The 24,406-nt window shown below is 41.3% G+C and carries 11 protein-coding genes; 7 read left to right on the top strand and 4 right to left on the bottom strand.

The features are described 5' to 3' along the window. Nucleotides 1–29 precede the first annotated feature (29 nt). Nucleotides 30–2,459 carry a M12 family metallo-peptidase gene (locus RM552_RS13885; protein ID WP_311369458.1) on the top strand — a complete coding sequence of 810 codons (2,430 nt, stop codon included), beginning with the start codon at nucleotides 30–32 and terminating at the stop codon, nucleotides 2,457–2,459. 85 nt (nucleotides 2,460–2,544) lie between these two features. On the opposite strand, the gene RM552_RS13880 is transcribed toward RM552_RS13885, so the two are convergent. Beyond that, entirely contained in the window at nucleotides 2,545–3,957 is a 1,413-nt protein-coding gene (locus RM552_RS13880) for a mannose-1-phosphate guanylyltransferase/mannose-6-phosphate isomerase (RefSeq protein ID WP_311369557.1), read from the bottom strand. 186 nt (nucleotides 3,958–4,143) lie between these two features. Beyond that, a complete protein-coding gene (locus tag RM552_RS13875) occupies nucleotides 4,144–6,501 on the bottom strand; it encodes a bifunctional diguanylate cyclase/phosphodiesterase (protein ID WP_311369457.1) in 2,358 nt (785 codons plus the stop codon). A 218-nt stretch (nucleotides 6,502–6,719) separates the two neighbouring features. Here RM552_RS13875 and moaB point away from each other — a divergent pair, with 218 nt between their 5' ends. Genes moaB through RM552_RS13855 form a run of 4 tightly spaced genes read left to right on the top strand, consistent with a single transcriptional unit; the run spans nucleotide 6,720 to nucleotide 10,262 of the window. Then, nucleotides 6,720–7,265, top strand: coding sequence for a molybdenum cofactor biosynthesis protein B (gene moaB, locus RM552_RS13870; RefSeq protein WP_311369456.1), 546 nt, complete (start codon nucleotides 6,720–6,722; stop codon nucleotides 7,263–7,265). Next, the gene (gene moaC, locus RM552_RS13865) at nucleotides 7,262–7,747 is read left to right on the top strand and encodes a cyclic pyranopterin monophosphate synthase MoaC (RefSeq protein WP_311369455.1); all 486 of its coding nucleotides are present in this window, start codon (nucleotides 7,262–7,264) and stop codon (nucleotides 7,745–7,747) included. Before moaB ends, moaC begins: the two co-directional genes overlap by 4 nt. A gap of 23 nt (nucleotides 7,748–7,770) precedes the next feature. Beyond that, nucleotides 7,771–8,019 (top strand): MoaD/ThiS family protein, encoded by a 249-nt coding sequence (locus RM552_RS13860; protein ID WP_311369454.1) that lies wholly within the window; start codon nucleotides 7,771–7,773, stop codon nucleotides 8,017–8,019. Next, nucleotides 8,019–10,262: a tetratricopeptide repeat protein gene (locus RM552_RS13855; RefSeq protein WP_311369453.1), complete on the top strand. Its 2,244-nt coding sequence runs from the start codon at nucleotides 8,019–8,021 to the stop codon at nucleotides 10,260–10,262. The genes RM552_RS13860 and RM552_RS13855 overlap by 1 nt, the downstream gene beginning before the upstream one ends. A 177-nt stretch (nucleotides 10,263–10,439) precedes the next feature. Here RM552_RS13855 and RM552_RS13850 read toward each other — a convergent pair whose 3' ends face one another. Further along, the gene (locus RM552_RS13850; RefSeq protein WP_311369452.1) at nucleotides 10,440–13,472 is read right to left on the bottom strand and encodes a TonB-dependent receptor domain-containing protein; all 3,033 of its coding nucleotides are present in this window, start codon (nucleotides 13,470–13,472) and stop codon (nucleotides 10,440–10,442) included. Between the two features lie 406 nt (nucleotides 13,473–13,878). Here RM552_RS13850 and RM552_RS13845 point away from each other — a divergent pair, with 406 nt between their 5' ends. Beyond that, entirely contained in the window at nucleotides 13,879–15,276 is a 1,398-nt protein-coding gene (locus RM552_RS13845; RefSeq protein WP_311369451.1) for a 2OG-Fe(II) oxygenase family protein, read from the top strand. A gap of 17 nt (nucleotides 15,277–15,293) precedes the next feature. On the opposite strand, the gene RM552_RS13840 is transcribed toward RM552_RS13845, so the two are convergent. Continuing rightward, nucleotides 15,294–17,576, bottom strand: a complete 2,283-nt coding sequence (locus tag RM552_RS13840; protein WP_311369450.1) for a winged helix-turn-helix domain-containing protein — start codon at nucleotides 17,574–17,576, stop codon at nucleotides 15,294–15,296. A 328-nt stretch (nucleotides 17,577–17,904) separates the two neighbouring features. Here RM552_RS13840 and RM552_RS13835 point away from each other — a divergent pair, with 328 nt between their 5' ends. Then, nucleotides 17,905–24,405, top strand: a complete 6,501-nt coding sequence (locus RM552_RS13835; protein WP_311369449.1) for a Calx-beta domain-containing protein — start codon at nucleotides 17,905–17,907, stop codon at nucleotides 24,403–24,405. Nucleotide 24,406: the final 1 nt, after the last annotated feature.

Here is a 24,406-nt window from a genome sequence, read left to right as displayed (position 1 = left end):
TTATAACATACACAACAGGATAGGCATCAATGTTTAACATTTTGCAAAAGTACAAGATTGCGTTAATCCCGATGGGTTTGACACTTATATTTGGGTTTAGCATAGCAGCTTATGCACAAGTCAATAATTCACAGCTTCATGATGGTCACACTCATGCTGTTATAAATAGCCTTCAAGTCTCTGATTCATTAGAGCTTACAATAAATCGAACTGACTCAACTGCCACTTTAAATTTGCAAATAGAGGGGAGACTATTATCTTTCGAATTAACAGAAAATGTAGAGTTGTATGAAAACGGCTCCGTAGGTTCACAGTTAGCAGTTGCATACTCTGGCACTTTGAATGGTTCAGAAGGAACATGGGCACGCTTTGTTAGCTTCAATAACAAAATCAAAGGGGCTTATTATAATGGCGAGAACTTGTTTATTGTTGAACAATTCAGTCGTGTTAGGCAATCAGTCTCGCCTTCGGCCATGAATAATTTGCCTAGCTCAATAGTTAACAGTCACCGCCTCGACAATGCTGTTGCCATATTCGCACTTGAAGATGTTGACCACAATGGTACATGCGCAGCCGAAGCACATGGTTTAACCGCTAATACAGGCTACCAAGCACTGGTTAATGAATTGCAAACATCATTGGCAGGTACAGCGTCGAAACAAATTAATATCGCATTAGTAGCGGATACGGAATTTGTAGCACAAACAACTAACTCTTCAGGCGATAGTGAAGCTTCAGCCGCTATGTTGAATGACCTAAATATTGCAAGTGGTATCTTTGAAAATCAATTTGACATCCGCATTAGTGCAACAATAGTCACTGAGTTAGAGTCGAACGTGCTTGCAGATGGTGTGAGTCTAGAATCAACAGATCCTGAAATACTAGTCAGAGCACTAAGAGATACTGACGCGATTCCTAACCCAGGTTTGCGTCATTTGTTTACAGGAAAAGATCTCGACGGGAATACCGTAGGAATAGCCTTTGTCGGTTCACTTTGTCGTAACTCTTCGGCAGGTATAACACAGCTCTTCGAACCTGTGACGTCAATTATTCTGGCGCATGAACTAGGTCATAATTTTGGTGCCAGACACGACACAAATACAACAGAATGTTTAGCACCAGATGGCGGCCGTTATATTATGTTCCCTTCTGTAAGTTCAACTGTTGTTCCTGAATTTTCTGCATGTTCCGAACCAGATATTCAAGATCAAATTGACAGCCAATTTAGCACCTGCATTGTTGATATTGCTGTTAATCCTCCAGTAATAAGTTCAACTCCAAATACTGAAGCTGAGGTAGGTGTCGCTTATGCTTATGACACTGATAATACAGTCGACGTCGATAATTTAGGCAGTGCTACTTTTGTGCTTGAAATTTCACCCCCTGGCATGTTGATAAGTTCAGAGGGTGAAATTACGTGGACACCAAGCGGAAATGACCTTGGAACTGTGACGGTACAAATACGAGTGGAAAATGCCGATGGCAGCGATACTCAGTTTTTTGAAATTGAAGTTAGCACTGACTTCATTAATATCGAAGCATTAGGATTAGATTCTTACGGCAGGAACCAAGATATTACCGGCGGCGCCAGTTTAGGCTCTCCACTAGAAGCAACGTTAACGGGTAACACTTGGAAGAGTATTCCTTTTGATTACTCGGTAACCGAAAATACTATTATTGAATTTGAATTTTCCAGTAGTGTAGAAGCTGAAATTCATGGAATTGGCTTTGATAATGACAACGAAATTAGTCAACAAACCTTTTTCAATCTTTATGGCTCGCAAGGGTGGGGGCGAACAACATTTGAATATACTAGAGCGGGTGAGACTCAATTAATTAGTATTCCTGTAGGTGAAATATTCACAGGTAACTTTAATCGCTTAGTGCTTACAACTGACAATGACAGGAATATTCCAGATGCCAATTCTACATTTTCAAATATAAGAGTGTATGAAAAAGATGTACCTGTTACTCCTGCATCGGCGATCGATTTTTCAACGCAGATTATTACTCCTTTCTTACCTGGCGCTCAAGATACAACTGGAACGGTAGAAATTTCTGGTGACGGTGCTTCGCTTGAATTGAATGGAAATAAATGGCAAAGGATTATCCTAGAAGGTGTTAATGTATCGCCAACAACGGTTTTAGAATTTGAATTCAGAAGTACCTCGGTTGGTGAAGTACATGGTATTGGATTTTTACCATATAATAGCGTTCAAAAGTCACGAACATTCCAGGTTTATGGCATACAGCGTTGGGCAATCCAAGACTTTATTTACACGCAAGTGGGTGAATATCAACAGTTTGTGATACCGGTTGGAACATATTTTACCCAATCTACAGACGCAAATGTAGTATTTATAATGGATGATGACAGGCCTGAGCCTAGCGGCAATAGCAGCTTCAGAAATGTTATATTACGCGAGACTGCGGTCTTAACTGCCACGCAGCAAGACTAAACATTTGTTAAAGCATCAATAAACAAAAGGCCTTCAATAGAAGGCCTTTTTTATTCGTGCTATCAGTTAATCACTTATCAAAGCTTTACTTTACCCGCCCATAACGGTCTGAAAACCTTACGATATCATCTTCACCCAAATAACCGCCTGACTGGACTTCAATTAATTCAAGTTGAATCTTGCCAGGGTTTTCCAGTGCATGCACTGCTCCAATAGGTATGTATACAGATTCATTCTCTGTGAGTAATTGCGTTTCGTCACCAATGGTGACATTGGCAGTGCCACTTACAACAATCCAATGTTCTGCTCGATGATGATGCATTTGAACCGATAGTTTTTCGCTGGGTTTAACGGTAATGCGCTTAACCTGATAACGTTCGCCATTATCAATTGAATCGTAACTGCCCCAAGGCCTAAACACTTCTCTATGAAACTCAAATTCACTGCGATGTTCAGCCTTAAGTTTATTAACCACGGCTTTTATGTCTTGCACTTTGTGTCGATTAGCAACCAGGACTGCGTCTTTAGTTTCAACAACTACTATATCATCGAGGCCGATAACCGATATCAAGCGTTCTTCAGAGTTTATATAACTGTTGTTAACACCTTCTAAGATCACATCACCTATGCAAGCATTGCCGTTGGCGTCTTTATTTTCGTTTGTTTCCCACAAAGAGCTCCATGAGCCGACATCGTTCCAACCTGCATCTAAAGGCACCATGCACGCGCTCTCTGTTTTTTCCATAACGGCATAATCAATTGAGTCATCGGGGCACTTTTCAAATGCTTCCTTTTTGATTCGTAAAAAGTCTAAATCACTTTCTAGTTCAGCAATTGAAGCTTCGCAAGCTTGATAAATCTCTGGATTAAACTTTTTAAGCTCAGCTAAATAAACACTGGCTTTAAACATAAACATACCGCTATTCCAAAAATGCTTTTTGCCTTCAAGGTAACTTTGAGCAGTAGGTAAATCTGGTTTTTCAACAAACTCAGCAACTTCAAAACCTACACTGTTGTCAATTGCGTTGCCAGCCTTGATGTATCCGTAACCGGTATGTGCTTCGTTCGGTACAATGCCAAAAGTGACCAGTTTGTCTTGTTCTGCTAAGTTCTTAGCGTGCGCAATGGCTGTCGCAAATGCATCATGATCGCCAATTAAGTGGTCAGCCGCAAGCACCAATAAAATACTGTCTTGTTCGGTTTTTAAGGCAATCATAGCTGCCACCGCTATTGCGGGCGCAGTGTTTCTGCCAACAGGCTCAAGCACTATGCCTGAATGTTCGATGTTGGCAGAGCGCAGTTGCTCCGCTGCCAAAAAGCGATGATCTTCATTGCAAATAAGCATAGGCGCGCCGCTTAAATCTTTAGGTAAGCGCGTTATGGTGTCTTGCAACATGGTATGTTCGCTGGTCAGTGACAAAAACTGTTTGGGCAATGCCGCCCGAGATTTTGGCCATAATCGGCTACCAGTGCCACCCGCCAGAACAATAGGCTTGATCATCTGTTGTTTTCCTTAAAACCGTTAAGTTAATAGCTTATTAGTTTATCAGCTATAAATTGAATGTATTACTAAAAAGTCAATTGGACGGTAAATAATCCAAATATGTTTACACCTAGTTAACACATTTAAAATCTTGATAAAATAGGACTAATCGCATCAAACAATGACCTTAATACAATAATGTTAGGTCATTGGAGAAAATGTTTTATGATGCCAGTCTTTTACCCACAACACAAAATCGTCCACAGGAATTGGGCGGCTTATGTAGTATCCTTGCGCATACTGACAGCCCCATTTTCGTAGCGTAGCGAGGGTCTCTTCGTCTTCAACGCCTTCAGCGGTAACCAGCTTTGAAAAACTGTCTGCCAGATTCAGTATTGCCCTACATATTGCCTGCTCACCTGTTTGGGTGGCAAACGGCATGACAAAACATTTATCTATTTTAATAATGTCACAAGGTAATTGTGTTAAATAAGATAAAGAGGAATAACCCGTACCAAAGTCATCAATGGAAAGAACAAAGCCTTGGTTCCGTAATAATTTCATGTGCGCGATTGCTTTATCGGCATCTTTAACTATAACGCTTTCTGTTAATTCAAGTTCTATCGCGTTGTCAGGTACATTGTTACTGCGCAACAAGTCTCTAGCTGACATAACAAAATTTTCGTTGAGTAAATCTTGAGCTGAGATATTGACTGCTACACAAATCTCAATATCATGCTTTGCAAAAACCTGTAGGTCACTTATGACCTGATTTAGTACCCACTCAGTAACGGAGTTAATAATACCCGCTTGTTCTGCAATATTAATAAACTCATCTGGTGGCACAAAACCAAGTTCTGGGTCGTTCCATCTAATTAAAGCTTCTGCATGATCCACTTGGTTATCTTGTAAATTAAGCTTAGGTTGATAATGCAATGATAAATGCTTAGAATTCCCTATTAGCGCTTGTTTCAGCTTATTTACAATTTTCAGGTTTCTTAAATATTTGTCTTCTAGGGCATTATTGAAGCTTACGATCATTGGCAAGGTTTCTTGAGCCTCATCAATAATGATACTCATTCTTCTAAATAGGTCTTCAGCGTTTGCTGTGTCTAATGGACCATCTATAATGCCCAAAGCGACTTTCATCGGAATTCTATTATTTTCAATAATAATATTGTTTTCTAACTCAGCTTTTATCCCAGCGATTTCGGGTAAAGTAAGTGAGTCCTCCGGCAACCATAATATTTCTCCGCCAGAAACACGCGCGGCTTTGCCACCTTTTGCAGTTATTCTATTGGATAATTGCATTAAACACATGTCACCGTATTCATAGCCAAAAATATCGTTTAAATTCCTAAATTGAACAATATTGATGCCAATTGCTTGAAATGCGATGCCTTTATTTAAATGATTATCGATAACTTCTTTGATGTAGTTTCTATTGTACAATTGCGTCAACATATCTCGCTGGGCTTGGAACACAATTTCGCTTTCACGCATTTGCACACCCGCTTGCATCGACGTGAATGCACCAAAGAGTTGGTCGATTTCGCGAGTGGAACTCTCTAATTTTACATCTTCACCATATTTGCCATTGGCTATTTCTTCAGCGTAGAGGGCCAAGCGCTCAATAGGCTGAGTAATTTGACGGGCCAATAAACGTGCCGCTAGAATTGCAAGAATTAATGCTACTAGGCTAATAATCGCGACCGTTATTTGTAAACTTAAAAAGTCACTTTTGTGTTTGCTTGCATTAACAGACACATAAACTGAACTCTTAACAGAACCTTCAGCTGGAAGGGTAAATTTTTGGCTAAATAGAGTATTTGTATTGAACAAAGGATTTAGATACAACAATGGATTCATTTGGTTATCGAGCAAGCTGGCTTCAAGATAGGCAAGGTTTTTTGGCGTATTTTCAAGACTTGAACGAATAAAAAACGCCTCGCTCTCTACTGCCATACTTACCTGTGCACCAACAAGGGCACTCAGATGGTCCATATACTGGTCGTTAAGCTCAAATCCGGCGGCTAAATACGAAGTAGATTTTTCGCCATTGTAATTAACAGGCAACCAAAGCATCCATACCAGTTTTTGATCAAACGTTAATAATTCTGAAGCTTGCCCATTGATGCGAACTTGTTCGATTTTGCTTGCATATTTTTTGTTAGAAATGGTGTTTGCTAATAAGCCGCTACTGGCAATAGTACTTCCGTCAAGTGCATTTAAACTTACAAAGGCAGCAGTTAGTTTTTGCTTATAGTTTGCTAAGGCTGAAGCAACATCTGCTTTGGCATATTGGTCGTTATTATAGTTGGCGATAACGCGTTGGAAGGAATAGTCGTTAACCAGAAGTTTGGCGTTTTGTACTAGTTCAAGTTGCCTATCAATCAACTCATTGTTAATAATATTTTCAGAAACCTGCAAAGTATTCACAATATTTTCGTGATAGCTTTTGCTGATGTTATTCCACACAACACCAAGCAAGACTAGTGTAATGATCAACACAATAGCCGCTATTAGTTTAAAAATTTTGTTGTTAAGGGTTTCGTTCATTAAATTTGCAAATCGCCAATAAAAAAGCATCCGTTCTAGTACTCCTCTTTATATCGGAAGTAAAAGCAGATTCTTTACTGGTTATATGCGGTATTAGGAATTGTTTTCTTATACAAACTTTACTATATGCCAATCTCGTGGATTATACTTAAAGGCATTTTTTGCTAACATAGCGTTTATACGCAACTTTTCACATAATTGAACGACGGAAGCCCTATATGTCAAGTCAACAACAAAGTGACTTCGTAAAGCTAAATATTGCGGTGTTAACCGTGTCAGATACTCGAAACGAAAGTAATGATACCAGCGGTGGATTTTTAGTCCAAGCTGCTCAGCAAGAAGGCCATAACATCGTAGACAAGGTTATTTTAAAAGACGATATCTATGATTTACGTGCTCAAGTATCGGCGTGGGTTGCGTCTAAGCATGTGCAAGCGGTATTGGTTACTGGGGGAACCGGTTTTACCTATCGAGATTCAACGCCTGAAGCGCTATCTGTGTTATTTGACAAACAAGTAGAGGGTTTTGGTGAATTGTTCAGAGCGGAATCATTTAAAGAAATCGGTAGCTCAACAATACAATCCAGAGCGCTTGCAGGGCTGGCCAACAAAACGGTTATTTTTTGCTGCCCGGGCTCAACAGGTGCATGTAGAACTGCCTGGGAAATTATTCGCCCGCAACTTGATTCTACTCATCGCCCATGTAATTTTGTTTCTCAATTAAAAGTAGCGCTGCTACCACAAGAAAGTATGGAGAAGCAATGACATCATTGACTCATCTTGATGCTGCAGGAGCTGCTAACATGGTCGACGTAGCAGAAAAAAAAGTCACTAGTCGTGTTGCTACAGCAGAGGGAAAAATTTCATTAAATGCCAAAGCAATGAGCGAAGTGCTGTCGCAACAAAATAAGAAAGGTGATGTGATATCTGTTGCTAGAATTGCAGGTATTATGGCGGCGAAACAAACCTCAACCTTAATTCCGCTTTGTCATACTTTGTTGCTAAGTAAAGTCAAAATAGAATTTGATGTACAGCCCCACAACGGACAGATTCTGGTTAGTTCTATGGTCAAATGTGAAGGAAAAACCGGTGTTGAAATGGAAGCACTAACGGCTGTTTCAGTGGCATGTTTAACCCTTTTCGATATGTGTAAAGCGGTTGATCCAAACATGATTATCAGCGACATTAAAGCGCTTACTAAACAAGGTGGTAAAAGTGGCGACTGGCAACACAAAAATGAAACTTAAGCATAGTAAAAAATATCAGCATTATGATTACCATTAAATTTTTTGCTTTTTTGCGTCAGCAGGTTGGTCAAGAGCAAACTACAATGGCCTTGGAAGCGCCTACAACCATCAAAGCTATTAAGCTAAAATTAATGGAGCAAGGAGAAGAATGGGAACTAGCATTGGGAGACGGTAAAGTATTATCTGCGCTCAACTTTGATATGGTTGATGACTCAACTATAGTAAATAATGGTGATGAGCTTGCCTTTTTTCCTCCAGTAACAGGTGGATGATGCGCTTATTAGTATTGTGCGTTGTTTGCGTACCGCTGCTATTAAGTATACAACTGATCATTACTAGCTTATTTTTAGGTCAAGTTTTTGCAACTCAAAGTAGTGAACATTCATTACCTCTAACCCAAAAAACATTTACTTCAACCGATTGTATTGGCTGTCACCAAGCACAAACTGATGACTGGCATAAATCGGATCACGCTAAAGCAATGTCTTTACCTAATGAAAGGAACGTGTTGGCCAATTTTAGTCAGCAGTACGCTCGACACTTTTCTCAGCTCGCATATTTTTTCACTGAAAATGGCCAATTCAAAGCAACCATTAAAGATAATGAAGTTGCCAACGGGCGTAATCTCGAAGGTGGGGAAACATTTACGGTTATATATACGTTTGGTCATTATCCGCTTCAACAATATTTGGTCGAAACCGACCCTGGACGATTACAAGTATTGCCGTTTGCGTGGGACGCGCGAACAAAAGAAGAGGGTGGGCAACGCTGGTATCATATATACACAGAAGATATTAAAGCCGAAGATCGACTGCATTGGCGCCAGCCTCTGCAAAATTGGAATGGCATGTGTGCCGATTGTCACTCTGACGAACTGAAGCGCAACTACCAACAAGATACCAATAAATTCACCTCTACATTTACTGGCATAAATGTGGGCTGTGTGTCTTGTCATGGTACAAAAAATAACGAAATTCATGCGCTTGATGCAACGGATAAAGCAGCTTCTTCCGGGCTATATGAACAAGTCTTATGGAAACTTGAGCCAGGTGATAAAACAGTGTCTTGGAGTGGGCCGGCACGTGATAATACTTTTATGGATGGTTGTTTTGCTTGTCACTCATTGCGTTCACCACTTACTGACGGTTTTGCTGCGAATACTCCCTTTTTAGATAACTTTAGTCCCCAGTTAATCACGCCACCCTTGTACCATCCCGATGGGCAAATTAAAGAAGAGGTTTATGTGTATGGTTCGTTTTTACAAAGTAAAATGTATGAACAAGGAGTGAACTGCCTTGATTGTCATGACCCTCACACCATGAAAATAAAGGTAGAAGGAAATGGTTTGTGCTTGCAATGTCATACTGCACAGTCGTTTGATACACCCAAACATCACAAGCACCCCGTAAACACTGCGGGAGCACAATGTGTAAACTGCCACATGCCTAGCGAAACATATATGGGTGTAGATGCTAGACGTGATCATAGCTTTAAAATTCCTCGCCCTGATTTGTCTGAGAGTTTTAACACACCCAATGCTTGTATTGCTTGTCATAAAGATGAATCGAATCAATGGGCTGCCGCTGCTTTAGAGAAGTGGAATGGTGCACCCAAGGATTTGAGTCAGACTCGTCAAACCCTATTGAAGCTCAGACACGGACAAGCTGTTAGCTTGCAAACCCATTTGCTTATTGGACACGATAGCAGCATAGACACTATTACTCGCGCAAGTGCCATTGAAATGCTCAACCGTTCTACCGACCACTTGTTACCCACGCAGTTGACAAGCTTTATAAATCATGAGGAAGCGCTCATTCGTCTGGCAGCGGCTAGGGTTGCTAACTTGGTGCCAGCGCAAGAGCGTACAAGTTTGCTGCAACCTTTATTAAATGATGCTGTGCGTGCCGTTAGAACTGCTGCAGTACAACAATTGGTTTCACTTGATATAGCACAAGCCGATATCAACGTTTATGCAGCAGCATTTAAAGAAATGCTAACAGCAAACGAAAATGTCGCTTGGCGCGGCGAAGGACGGGTTAATCAAGGTAACATCGCCCTACAAGAAGGGGATCAAATAGGCGCTGAAATAGCCTATGAGGGAGCGGTTAACATAGATCCTTACTTTCCAGTTGGCTACATGAATTTGGCAGATTTTTATCGAGCAAAACAGCGTGAAGATCTAGTCTCTGAAGTGCTAAAAAAGGGCTTAGAAAATCTACCCTTGTCAGCAGATATCGCCTATTCATATGGTCTACATATGGTTCGTCAGAAAAACTTACCCCAAGCCATTCAATACTTTTCTAAGAGTGTTTCTCTCGATCCGGCCAATCCACAACTAGCATATACCTATGCGCTTGCCATAGATGGCAGTGGTGACACTCGCGCAGCTATTAAGGCCTTAAAAACCCTAATGCCAAACTACCAAAACAAGCAACAACTTGTCGAACTTGGCATGTATTTGTCGCAAAAAGCAGCAAACCGCCGCGATTTTGATTGGTTTCAACAACTTCAGTAAGGTTATTATTTTTTGGCTGTTGTGTGGCGTATCTATTCCTTCGAAGGCTGTTGAGTAAATATTCATGCTTGATGAACAACAAGTTTTAGATATAAAGCAATACAAAAAAAACCGGTTTGAAATCATAAGACTTCAAACCGGTTTGTATAGATACTACTAATGTTTAACTGTTAATGCTTAGAAGCTTACAGTTACACCAGCGAACATGAATCTACCACCAGCGTCATAAACACCTGCGATAGTATTCGCTTCTACGTTAGTACCAGTACCTGGCTGACCAAAAGTAGTTACGATTGGTGGATCTTTGTCTAGCAAGTTATTGGCACCAGCTCTTAGTCTTACATTCTCTGTTAAGTCATAGAAGAATGTAAAGTCTAAATAGCTAACTGCATCTAACTCAGTAGAGATACCTGGGTCTGCTTTAGTAATGCTACCGTCGTCACCGTCAGCGATGAAACCATTTTCGATGCTACCAACTAAGTCAGTGCTACCGAATAGACGCCATACTAAAGATGCGCTGTAGTCAGAACCTGAATCCCAGCTAAATACCATATTATGACGATATTCTGGATTCGGGTTACCACATGAAGAACCATACCAGCCAGCACAATCAAATGAAGCGGTACCAGGAAGTGTGATTGTGTCAAGCGACGTTAAGAACGTTGCATTGTAGTTAACCATCAATTCGCCGTAATCACCAAAGTCATGAGTGTACATAACCTGAGTGTCAAGACCTGTGGTAGCAAATTCAGCGATGTTCGCATTAGTTGCTGCAATAAAGGCTTGCTCTCTTGGGAAGAACGTCAATGAACCGTCTGGACCACGCTGTATCAAGTTACAGAACGCTGGGTCACCATTGTCTAAACACTGTTGTAAAGTAGTTGCAGTAGGTACTGTTCCAATAGCGTCTTCAACACTAATGTCAAAGTAATCTAATGAAATAGTTAAGTTCTCTACAAAGCTAGGCGTCCATACTACACCAAAAGTAACAGTATCTGATTCTTCTGGTTGAAGGTCTGGGTTACCACCAGTAAGTGTATTCAACTGACCTGAATCAGGCGGTACACTACCATAAAGACCGCTAGACAAACCGGTGTTAGCACACGCTGCTGCTGATGCAGTTGGCGTAGAACCAGAACATGGGTCAGTTAATGAAGTTAGACCACTGTTTTGAGGTGCAAACAATTCATTAATGTTAGGAGCACGAGAAGCTTTTTGGAACTGAGCTCGTACGCGTACATCTTCGGTTGGAACCCAAGCTAAACCAATTGCATAGGTGCTTGAATCAAAAACACCACCAACAGTGTTGGTAAGCGCATTTTCTGACTCATAGTCAGAGTAACGATAAGCTGTTGTTAAGTTTAACTGCTCAATTCCAGGTGCGTCTGAAATCAAAGGCATTTGCGCTTCAACAAAAAACTCTGTTACGGTTGTTTCTGCGTTTACTGGCGTAGTTGCACCACCAGAACCTACCAAGTCACCAGCTGCTGCTATACCGTCAGCTTGTTGGAACAGTTCATCGCGACGCATTTCAAAACCAGCTACAAATGAAATACCTTCATCAGCCATTGGGCTCTTAATATCAAACTCACCCAAATCTGCACTGATAGTACCACCAACGATGGTTTGTGCGCCTGTACCTGTGGTAAGGGTAGGAGTATCAACATAAGAAACTAGTGCAGGATCAGATGGAATACCAATCTGATACGCAGAAGTAAATGGAATACATGCTGAATCACTACCGTCTACTACTGAACGACATGTAGGATTACCTGTAACTGGGTCAGTAACAATATCAAGTGCATTTTGTAGGTTAGACAATGTAACCTGATTAAACTGTACACGTGATAAACGAGTCTCTGAGTACTGAGCAAATAAGTCCCAATCCCAAACATCGTTAATCACACCACGAACACCAACGATGCTCATGAAGTTAGTTCTAGTTCTATCATCAGTTCTACCACCACCTTCTACGAAGCGACGACGAACGTTAGATTGACCATAGTAAGCGCCATTTGGATCTAAAGTAGCGCGTGGGAATGGACCGTTAATATCAGCGTTTCCACAAATTGCGTCTCTTAAGGTATCAAGTAACACAGGGTTGTCACAGTTAACTCTGTTAATTGTTGAACCGAATGCCGCTGAAGGAGCAATGATTTGTGGTGAACTAGACGAAGTGAAGGCAAAATCAGCATAAGCTGTTACGTCTTCGGCAATGTCATAGTAACCTTTGAAACCAATGTTGAAACGTTCTGTTGCACGTCTAATTGGGTTGAAAGGGTTAAAGTTATATGCGTTAGTAAACCCATCAGTAAGTGTGTCGTCAGTTTCTAAAGAGAACGTACCTACGTCAGTTACTACGAAAGTAGTAGGATATGGCCCCTGGTTCGAACCAAGACAGATTAAATCGTCTTCGCCCGTAGGGAATGTAGCACACTGTGAGAAATCACGATTAGCTTGCTGAATACCATTGTTTTTTGCATAGTTGAAGTAAGCAGTTACGTTACCTCTTCCATCATCAAAGCCAGAGCCCATGATCATGTTAACTTGCACAGTTTGGTTATCAGTCACTGAGCTAGCAGCAGGAGTCTCACCAATTGCTTCTAAACGCTCAGCCCAAAAACTATCTCCATTTGAGCTTTGGTTGACACCGTATTGAACGTCAACTTCAACGCCTTCAAAATCTTTACGAGTAATGAAGTTAACAACACCACCAATCGCGTCAGAACCATAAACCGCTGAAGCACCACCTGTTACCACATCAACTCTATCAACAAGTTGCGGGGCAATTAAGTTCAAATCCTGTGCGTAAGTCGCCAAAGGACCACCAGGAGGTAGACGTTTACCGTCAACAAGAACCAATGTACGTATTGCTCCCAAACCACGAAGGTTGGCAGTTGAAGTACCCGTTGCCCCGTTCGCAAACGCAGTTGTTTGTGAAGCAAAGAACGAAGGTAGAGTGTTTAATAAGTCAACAGTATCTGTCGTACCGCGAATATCAAACAATTCAGACTCGATTGTTACAACCGGGCTTGATGATTCAACGTTAGCGTTTTGAATACGCGAACCCGTCACCTGGATTTTTTCAACTTTCTCTTCAGTCTCTTCACTATCTTGTGCGAATGCAGCACCCGATAGTCCAAGGGTCGTCAAAGAACCGTAGGCAAGCGCTAAAGTAACCGCCCTAGCCAGTTTGTTTTTGATAAGCATTATATTGCTCCCATAAGTGTTTATAATTATTTATCTGCCGTCTTGTTTTTTGTAAAAATAAAGGGACGACTGCATCGATCTAATCATAAATGGGGGCTTTGGTCAATAAGTATATTAGTCCGACAAATCCTAGTATTTATCTGATAGACAAGCACATTAATGCGATGTTTTTTGATTGATTATAATATCGGTTTTATGTTGCTTATTTCATGACGCAACTATATTTGTAAATGAATTGTAAAATGCTAACTTAATAACTGAAGTATGCAGGCCATTTTGAAAATGATCATAAGTAATAATTGTGAATAAATCATCATAACTGGCTGGTATCTTAGTTTGTTTTTAGTTAATTTATCAGTGCTTAAAACTTTCCATATTTTGTGGGAATATGGCAAACAGGGTGGAAATGTCCTTGCAAAAAGACTTAGTAAAAACAGCACTTGAATATAGAAAAAAAGGCGATAACGAAACCGCTATCAGCCTGTTGAAACAGCATCTTGCCAGTCAACCGAATGACCATGTTGCTAAACACAATTTAGCCGCCGCATTGGGTGATATTGGCGAGCATCTTGACGCGGTAAAAGTGCTGAAGAGCGCTATTAACAAGGGTCTGAATAAAGCACCTTCTTGGTTAGTTTATGCAAGGTCTTTAGCCCAAATTAATAAATATGAACGCGCTGTACAAGCGTATAAAAAAGTCCTTTCCTCTCACCCAACAGATGCAGATGCACAACGAGAATTAGCACAGCTCATTTGGATGTCACAAGGAGATTATGAAAAAGCATTAAGCGGATTAACCCAAGCAATCTCCAAGCATCCCAGCGCTTTAAATTTAAAAATACTTCGAGCTGAACTGGCAGGGCAAATGGAAAATCATGAAGATAGGTATAAATGGTTAAAATTATGTTACGAAGCATCTGACAAACAAGCGTCTATTCAGTTTTATATGAGTAAAGCAGCTTTGGCTATTGGCAAATACGATGAGGCCCTTCATCTTGCAGAAGTTGCCGCGCAAGCCTTCCCTACAGATATAAATTGCGGTATTCATACCGTCAACTGTTATTTAGCCAAGTCATTTCCCGAAAAAGCAGTGCCACTTATTGAACGAATGCTGACCACTCATCCTACTAATCAGCATTTGATTGCCTTGTTATCTACTTGTTGGCGATTGCTGGGAGACGCCCGTTACGAAGAATATTATGATTATGATCGATTTGTTAAACAACTACCTTTGGGGGTACCCAAAGGCTGGGAAAACCTCGATTCATATATCCAAGATTTAGAGTCTGGACTTGAAGAGGCGCATCGTTATAAGGAGCATCCCTTCTTTTTATCAGTTAGACACGGTAGTCAAATTCCCTCAATCACCGGGTCGATAAACCCTGCAATGCGTGCTTTCACGGAGGCTTGTAAAGAGCCACTTCAAACATATTTGTCTGGACTTTGTTCAGGCACTTCTCCGCTATTGTTTAGAAATACCGGGAGCGCTAAATTATTTTCATCTTGGTCTGTAAAACTTCACAAAACCGGTCATCACGTGAATCATGTGCATCAGGAAGGGTGGTTATCTTCTGCCTGTCACATTCGTCATGCTCAAACGAGCAATAATAAAGGCGATAAGTCAGGATGGCTTAAACTAGGAGAGCCTGGCTCTGTTTGCGCACCAAAACTAAAAGCTGAGCGATACATTCAACCGCAAAGAGGGATGATCGTGTTTTTCCCATCATATATGTGGCATGGTACTGTGCCTTTTACAGAAGACACAAATCGATTAACGGTAGCTGCTGATTTTCAACCTATCTAACATCCAATCATTTATGCTCAATTGTTGAGCGCAATATTACTTGAGTTTATTGCACTTAAAATAGGATCTTCTTTAATTAACCATTTTAGTTGCCAGTTAGAGGCTCGCAATTTTGCAAGCAAACGCTCAGCTTGTTCGACATCGCCTTTGACCATAGCGGTTTGCGCTGCGGTATATAAAAAACCACCAATATTCTGTGAAGTCTCAGGTATATTGCCAATTACTTTTTCAGATAGTGCAACACTAGTTGCATGTTTGTTTGCCAGTCCTTCCTGTTGATAGCAATAAGCCAGCATTGCCGAATAATTATAAGCAGTAACCAGTGCCTCGAGTTCTTCGAACAAATGCGGCCTATATTTTAATACTTTCTCAAATGTTTCGATAGCAGGTTTGCATTGCTGATTATAATACGCGCTCACAGCATAACTTAAGTGCACCGACACATTTGCTTTGTTGTCAGTGTTATTTGCTAAGCGTGTTTCTAATCGCTTAGTCCAGTCGTCTATTTCATTTAGCCATAGCTTGAGTGTAGGCATGCTCAATACAAAATCATTATTTAAACCATACTGCGAAATCATATTTTCGTAATTTGTATTGGCAGCTTCAAAATTACCTTGCCACAAATTGTGAAACCCAGTGATTGATTGAAACCAAAAGTCGTCAGGGTTAGCTAAATCGGAGAGCTTTACCAATATCTTGTCAGCCTCTTTACTTTTATCAGAAAGACGCAACGTATAGGCATACCCATAATGACAATTTACATGGTCGGTTAGCAACGATATACACTGTTTGTATTGGTCTACACTGTCCTCCAAACGGCCTAACCTTAATAACACGCTACCCAAACCCCATTGAGCTGCACCCGACAATGGTGCTACTTCTTTGGCGCGCTCATAATGCGCTAGCGCATCTTGATAACGAGAAAAATTACGAAAGAAATTGGCATAGTTGATAAGGGCTAAATAAAGGTCGGGATTTATCTCAAGCGCCTTTTTAAAAGCACTTTGTGCGGCATCAATTTGGTTATTCATTTGATGCATAACGCCTTTTGCGGCATAGGCTGAATCTAAATTAGGGTCTAATTCTAGCGCTCTAGCTATCGCCTTTGTAGCGTGCTCCATCGCGTCTTCTTTTTTGAGTCGATTTTGCTTGATCAATAACAAATAGCTCACACCTAAGTTGACATAAGCGTCAGCATATTCGGGCTCTAACAAAGTAGCCATTAAAAACTCATCTCTGGCTTGAATATGAGCGTCGGGTGTACCTTTTTGATTCAATTTCCTGCCTTTTAATACTCTTAAATAGGCTTCACTTGAATTAGGAGCAAAAATTCGTTTTTCTAAAGGGATCTCTATAAAAGATGCGTCGATACTGTGGGCGACTTCGGTAGAGATTTCATGTTGAATACTAAATCGGTTTCGTTTGCTAGCGGTAAATACTTTAGACCAAACATGGGTATCGTCCTTTGCTTTTATCAGCTGCAAGGTAACACGCATGGTGTCGCCCGCTTTTCGAACCGAGCCTTCCAAGACGTATGACACATCAAGTTTTTCAGCAATGTCGGTTAGCGGTAGGTCTTTGTCGCGAAAATAAAATGACGATGTGCGAGAAATGACCTTTAAGTTTTGCAAAACCGTGAGTTGGTGAATGATTTCTTCAGCTAAACCATCTGCGAAATACCCAATGTCTTCATCGCTATCAAACACGTCAAATGGCAAAACCACAATAGATGGACTAAGTGTTTCTTTTGATACTTCGGTGTTTGACCACCACGTAAAAGTGGCAAACACTATTAAAACAATTGCTATAGAAGGAATTAAATAGGACTTCTTCTTTGTGTTTTTGACTGTAGTATTGCCCGCGACTACTTGTTCGCTGCTATTTGATTGCAAAGTATTCGTAGTGGATGACGTGCTATTGCTCTCAACAGATTTATGAGCTTTTGCGCTTGGCTCTTGACTTAAGCTTTCATCAATAAACTCACAAACAGGTGCAATAAGTTGATACCCGAGTTTTGGTTTAGTGGCAATGTATGCTTCTGGTGTGCCTTTCTCATTTAAGTGTTTGCGCAAGCCCGAAATAAGATTGTTAAGTGCATATTCGGTTACCACTCTATCTTTCCACACCACATCCATAATTTGTTTACGGGTAACTAAGTCACCTTTTGCATGCGCTAAAAGTAAAAGCAATTCCATGCTTTTAGGTTCTAAATGTATCGTTTTTTCACCATCAAATAATTCACAAAGATGCGGAGAAAGCGTCCACTTACCGACTTTTATTTTACTGTCCATTTTTTCCATTATTAACTCATCACAGAGCAATCAAAGCAAAATTATATGTTGTTAACGCAGAATACAATTTAAGCACTGACAGGTCAATTTGCCTATGTAAATCGTCACAAAAAGAGTATCAAAGGTGTAAAAATATATGGAAATATATTTTTTATATATGGTTTTTGTGAATCCATTTATTTTCTTTTATTCACTCTGTAGTTTAGCGGCATCTCATTAAGTTTTTAAGGTGGCGCTTTGTATTTTTGGATGGCTTGTCTGTTATAAAATACATTGCCAATAGAGTATGGAAACACTAAAAATATTAACAAGAAAAACGAAGGACTTTTCCTTCCAAATGTGCAAACTGTTATGCATTACACTGGTTATTATCTTGAGTGCCTGCTCGTCGGGGGATGACGACAGTGCACCTAGCAACCCTCCGCAGCCACCACCCGAACCGCAAATAACAATTAGCGGAAAGGTACAAAAAGGAGAGTTTAATGACCTCCAAGTAGACGTTTATCCTATTGACGAAAATGGCCAATTTGGTGCGCCATTATCTGCACAAATTAATGGCAGCGAATATAGTTTTGAGTCACTGCCAAACCAAATAGTGAATGTGCGAGCGCACGGCACTTATGTTGATGAAATTTCGGGAGAAGAGAGAATTGTTCCTGTTAGTCAGCCCTTACAAAGTATTTTCGAAATCAATGCTGAATCTCAAAATACACCGCACAATGTAAATATTCTGACCACAATAACAACTCAGTTATGGCGACAAAACGAAGGACAAAATAATAGTGCAGCAAGTAATGTCATATCGGATTATGAAGCACAACAAAGTAACTTGGCACAAGGTTTAGGGTTTGCACCAGAGCAAGATTTTGCTCAGCTTGATATTACCAATGTCGAATCAACTGACGATCCTTCTTTTACCCTATTAATGCTAGGTGGCGCACTTTTACAACAAGATCCTAATGGGCAAAATTTGCCAATAGCACTGACAAATGTTTTAGATCTGATTGAAACAGGAGTGCCTTTACAAGAAACCTTAGATGTTTTCAATGGTATCGATGTTGGTGCTGTATATAACGCTATTCAAGATGCTAACATTATTGCCGACTTGCCTGAATTAACTATCAGTGACGGCTCTATATTCTTGTGTGAGCCCTTATGTAACATAGTGGTAGATTTGTCTCCTTCCGTAACCATCAATAATATGTATGTTTACGAAGGTCAAGGCAAGGCTTATGTTCGTTTAACTCGTACCGGAAATAGTTTTTCAGATCTTACCGTAAATATAAGTGTCAGCGACATGAGTGCTGAGCTCAACAAAGATTTTGCAAGCATAGAGACATCAATTACATTCAGAGGTGTTAATCGGTCTGTCGATATTGAAATTGATCCTATTATCGACAACATTACAGAAGGCGATGAGCAACTCACAATTACTCTTTCACTACCTGAGGGTTCTAATTATGCACTGAGGAGAACTAGCGCTACAGTAACCATCAAAGACGGTATGCCAGCATCGGCCAGCCTTCCCGAGCAATTAGCCTTAACAAGCTCAGGCTGTTTTGTGGCTATTGGTTTACCTACTGAACTGCTGCAAAACAACTCTGAACTAGCTTGTGCCAGTAGTATTGACCAGGGGCTGGCCATAAATCCTGCGAATAGTGATAGCGCTAATGAAAGCAAAGAAGCATTGCAGTTTTTAGCGATGGTCGATGCTGATTGTAGCGATAATGCCTGCAATGGAGGCCAGCTTTGGCCATTTGATGTTGTACTAGAAGCCGTAGATACACTGAACAATACTGTTGCTGATTCTGAGCGCCTTGGACAGTTGTTATACGACATTAATCAAGTCGCTGCTAATGATGAAGATGTTATTTCACAATCACGTTTTGCTAGGGTGACAGCCGATATAATCAATAATTTTATTGGCACAGCCACTGCGAACAATCATGCCTTAAGGTTGCGTTTGGTCGCACCAAATAATATTACGGCGAACCTTAACCCTGAAAATATAGATTTGCCCAAGCTGGCACCCGCGGGTGATATCCGATTTGGTGAGACTGACTTTGAACTTTTAGCCGGCGCAATATTGACCGATGGTGATACTTGCCCTAATGAAGGTGATGTTCGTATTAATGGCACGTATCAGCAACGCACCACTATCGAGGGTGTAGAGTTGGTGTCAGATTATTCTGGCGAAGTTTGTGCTGCATATGTCCAGAGCGCCGATGGTGGCAATTGGCAAGTTACAGAAAGTGATATTGACATTACTGGCGAAGACGCTGTATTGCCAGAGGGCGCTTACTTTTTTGCCGAAGTATCGAACAGTGCAGGGCAATCACAACGCATTACCAGCGCGTTACCATTAGTGATTCTTGGCAGTGTGGCAGTAACACCAGAATTCACCTTAGATGCTTTCATCACTTCAGACGATTTACCCTTTGGTTTTCGAATTAATGGTGCTCGCCTCACCGAAAATGGTTTGCTTGTTAGTTATGACCGAACCACACTATTAGAGCAAACAAGTTTTGAAGCAAGCGATCCACGCATTCAAAATACCGAGTCAAACACCAATATTTACAGTAATGTCAGCCCTGGTGAGTTAATGATAAGCAACTTTGGCTTGTCAGGGACACTCAATATTGCAAATGGCAGCGCAAAAACGGCGTGGCCAAGAGGAGACATAAACTGGCAGAGTTTTTCTATTGAGCTTATTGACGGTCAACTACAAGATCATAACGTACAGATTGATTTTAGTATGGAGCAAAGCCTTGATTGCACAAGCGTTGCGTGTAGCCAAGGTAATAAGCAAATACACGAAGTTTCAGGTGTTTTACATGTTGATGCACAAGGTACGGGTATTGGTGACACCCAGTACTCAACAACAAGCAGTTTATCTTGGGGTGCATTTGCGGCAAACAACGGCGATACAGCCAATGCGTGGGAGTTACTAAGTGCGCTTGAACAAAACGCTGAAGCGATAGTAGTACTACCAGGCTTTATTCAACGTTATTTGCCCAATACCGCCGAAAATGCCGCTGATGGATTAATTGCACATCGTCGTCAAAGTGCTTTCATTCACAATACGTTTGGGCCAGAAAGTGACGAATTTAAGCTCGGAAACTTCTTTGCAACTGGGATTAATATTGGACCAGAGTTATATGTTGATGGCAGCGGACAACCTCAAACATTAGAGGGTGCATCCTTGGCGGGATTGGATTTTGCGTTAAAAAATGGACCATCACAAACAAGCCTGCAAAGTGTCACCTCGCATGAGGCGACCAAATTTGTGATTCAAAACGCAGGTGTTAGTGGCGTAATTAATGCTGACCCTAGTGCAATGCCCAGTGCTTTTAATGCTTCTGGCTTTAGTATTGATTTAGACCGTTTTGCTTTGCGAACTCAAAGTAATACCAACGACAGTTTTAACTGGATAGACGGTAGCTTGCGCTTAGAAGGTGATGCCAAAATAGGTATGGCGTTTAACAACTTGGCGTTATCCTGTGATGGCAGTTTAAGCGATGCTCAAATGCTGACAGAAGCATGTGGAGAGCAGTGTCGACTAGACAGTTGGCGCGCTGACATTAATATATTTAATTTTGGGTTTTCTGATGCTAGTGGCGAAGCCTTAGCATGTTCAAGTGAGCAAGCAAACCTTAGCCTCGAACACGATATTAGTTTTAAAGCGCTCGATAAAAACATAGCCATGCGCACGCGCTGGAACACACAGGGCCAACTCCAAAATTCATCTGCCAATGGGCAAACTCAATATCGCCTTGATTCTCGCGATACTAAAGCGGGGTATCCGATTATTGTTGATTCGGTCGCACTTAAAGCACCAATAGACCTAACAGAACCTGAAATAATTAGGTATGGCACGCTAGAAATGAGCGCAGATATTGGCGTACCGTTTTGGCTAGCACTTGAGTCAGATTTACGACTTGCCAATACTACCAGTTTTGGCAATACCGTAGCAGAAGCAACAGTAGTAGTGCCGCGAGCGACTTTTGATACTGCCTCATACCAAGCTTTAGAGGCGTCTTTAAACTTTGAATTGCAAGCACAAATATTAGAAGACGAACAGTTTGATTTTGATGCTAGATACGAATGGGGCAGAACAGGGTTTGGTTTTCAATTGCCGGTATTTTACGATGTTGCGCTTGCTAACCAAGAAGTCAGTTTTCTGGGACGACGCCAAGAAATTGATTTATTTGTACTTGACGCAGGTGCGGGTATCGATTTTATCCAACCTGATCGCACAAAACTGAGCTTTGGAGCCAGTGCTGACTTTGCGGCACTAAAAAAAGTACGCTTTCAAGTAGATCTTACCAACACCGATGGCTTGGCCAAAATCGATGAGTTGTTGGTACAAGCAAAGATTGTGCAAGAGCCTATTATCACGCCCACTTTTGAAAATATTGCTAATGCGGTGTCTTTCGTTAACGACATAGCAGGGCGCGGACTAGACCCAATCATGGAAAAACTCTTACTCGACGCAGTAACAAATGTGGGTATTGCCGCTATTCCAGCTATGCCAAACCAGCGAGACCCTTTCGATACACTTGCTGACACTATGGCTGAGATAAAAAATTTCCCTAATCATTTGATTGCGCAAACCGACCAAGTGGTTTTTGATCCAATCAATCATTTACTTGATGAACAGGAAACCTTTTTACGAGCTGAATTATTGAGTATTGTGCAAGACGTTGAAGCACTTGATCCCGGTGAGCAATTACAGGCGCCTTTACAGCAAAAAATCGAAGAAGTTGGCAACTTGATAGCACTTGCTGAAAACCAAATAAATAGCGTTTTTAATCCTGTTGATGAAGTACTAACGAATATAAGCACGCAAGTCACTCAAATTGACGAATCGGTTGAGCAAGTGCAAGCCGCCCGAAATGAAGTAGAAGCGATATTTAACGAAGTAACATCTGTAGTCGCAACACAGTGCGGCATTCAGGGATCAGTTATCGGCTCAGAATCAGCCGGTTATTTACAAGCGGCTTTCCAACAACTTAACGACATTAAGGGTTTAGTTGAATTGCTCTCAAATAGCGATGCTTTGGGCGTTTTAGCGGATTTAGTAGTTGACGACCCAATGGTTAAAGAAACCATTAACGATACTCAAGATACCCTCCGAGAAGGCGCTACAGCATTACTCACAAAAGTCGCTGAAGCCGAAGTCGCGTTACGTGACAGTTTGTGTCAACCAGGCTTAGCCTCTTTAACCGACCAGGTAAGGACACTATTGCAGCAAATAGACAGCAATATTGCCCAGATGGATCAACTTATTATGCGAGTCGACAACGACATCAGAATTGTTCAAGCCGACGTGAAGAACCTGAAAGCAGTTATTAGTGAGCCTCTTGGTGATATTCAAGCTCTGGTCAATGATATAGAAAGACAAATAAATGATAGAGCGGCAAACGTGAATGGCACCGCAATAATAGAAGCAATTAATGAGAGTTTGGCCGATATTCCGCAGAGTGAAATTACTACGCTAGTTGCAAGGCAAGCATCAGACACTGATGTGTTTAATGTCAGCTTTGATTTTGTGCGAGAAAAGCTAGTCGTTATAAGAACCACATTAGTTGAACAACTGAAACAAGAAACAGACGGCTTATTTCCCTATGGAGATGTTAGCGCCGATCAGTTACGAAGGCAGTTAGTAAACTTAGTAATGGCCTCAGAACCAGTCAGTGCATTGCGTGAAGAATTAAATACTAATCTTGTTGAGATTATACGCCAAGCCAATAGTCAAGTATTAGTAATTACTGACCAAGCAAATGCCATTGTGCAAGAGGCACTGGCTAAAGTAGAAAACGAAGCCAACAAAGTACTCGAGGATGCAACTGCGCCAATACGCGATATTCCCCTTGATAGTGGCAAATTAGATGGCTTTGCAGTAATTGCTGGTAACGAACTTGAACGAGCTCATGTGGGTGCTGAATGGACGATGAGCTCAAGTGATGAAAGTGAGCCAGGAAATACATTTGGTGCTGCCCTGGATGCAGTTAGCTGGGCCGCTAATGGAAAAGCCGAGGGTTGCTCCGCGCCGGGTGCAGAGTCAAACCTTGATGTGACCATTTCGGCCTTAGGTATTCCTGCCAAAATAGGTCAGTCGGAAATCACCATTAAGAAGGTTTACTTAGGATTTACGCTAGGAAGTGGAGAAGATGGTTTTGCGTTTAAACCAATTGGTGTAAACGGAGGTATCTCGACGACCGGCAACATCGGGTTTACTGAATTTGTAATATACGACCCTGCTTTTGCCGCTGGGATTGGTTTGCAAGAAGTGTACTTAGGTGCCGCCGCAGGCGCAGTATTTAGCGATATTCAAGCAGAGGTTGCCTTTTTAGTGGGTAAAACCTGTAATCAAGATGTTTTATTAGAGCTCGACCCTAAAGTGGCTCAATACATTCCTATACCAGAAACCGGGTTTACCGGAGCATACGTGAGAGGTGCAGCTTCTGTACCCGTTTATACAAATGGTTGCCCATTAACAATAGGTGTTGCAGCAGACATTGGTGCTTGGATATTGAAAGGGCCACCAGTCACCTTAGGTGGATTAGTAGGTGGTGGCGCATACGGCAAAGTTGGATGTGTAGGTGCTCTGCGCGGACAAATAAGAGCCTTGGGCCAAGTCAACACAGATGGTGATATTACCTTTGTTGGAGAAGGGTTTGGCATAGCAGGTCTTGGTTTGTGCGAGCCAGCCGGGTGGACTTCGGTTGAACGGAGTCGACAAGATACGTTTTGTGGCACGGCCGACGCAATATTTACCGCCGGATATATCGATGGCTGGTCGGTATTTAATTTATCTGTTAGCGCTATTCATTAAA

It is taken from the genome of Glaciecola petra (assembly GCF_031846345.1).
GTDB classification, from domain to species: Bacteria; Pseudomonadota; Gammaproteobacteria; order Enterobacterales; family Alteromonadaceae; genus Glaciecola; species Glaciecola petra.
The sequence above is the reverse complement of the archived record's forward strand: the minus strand, read 5'-3'. Positions and strand labels throughout refer to the sequence as shown.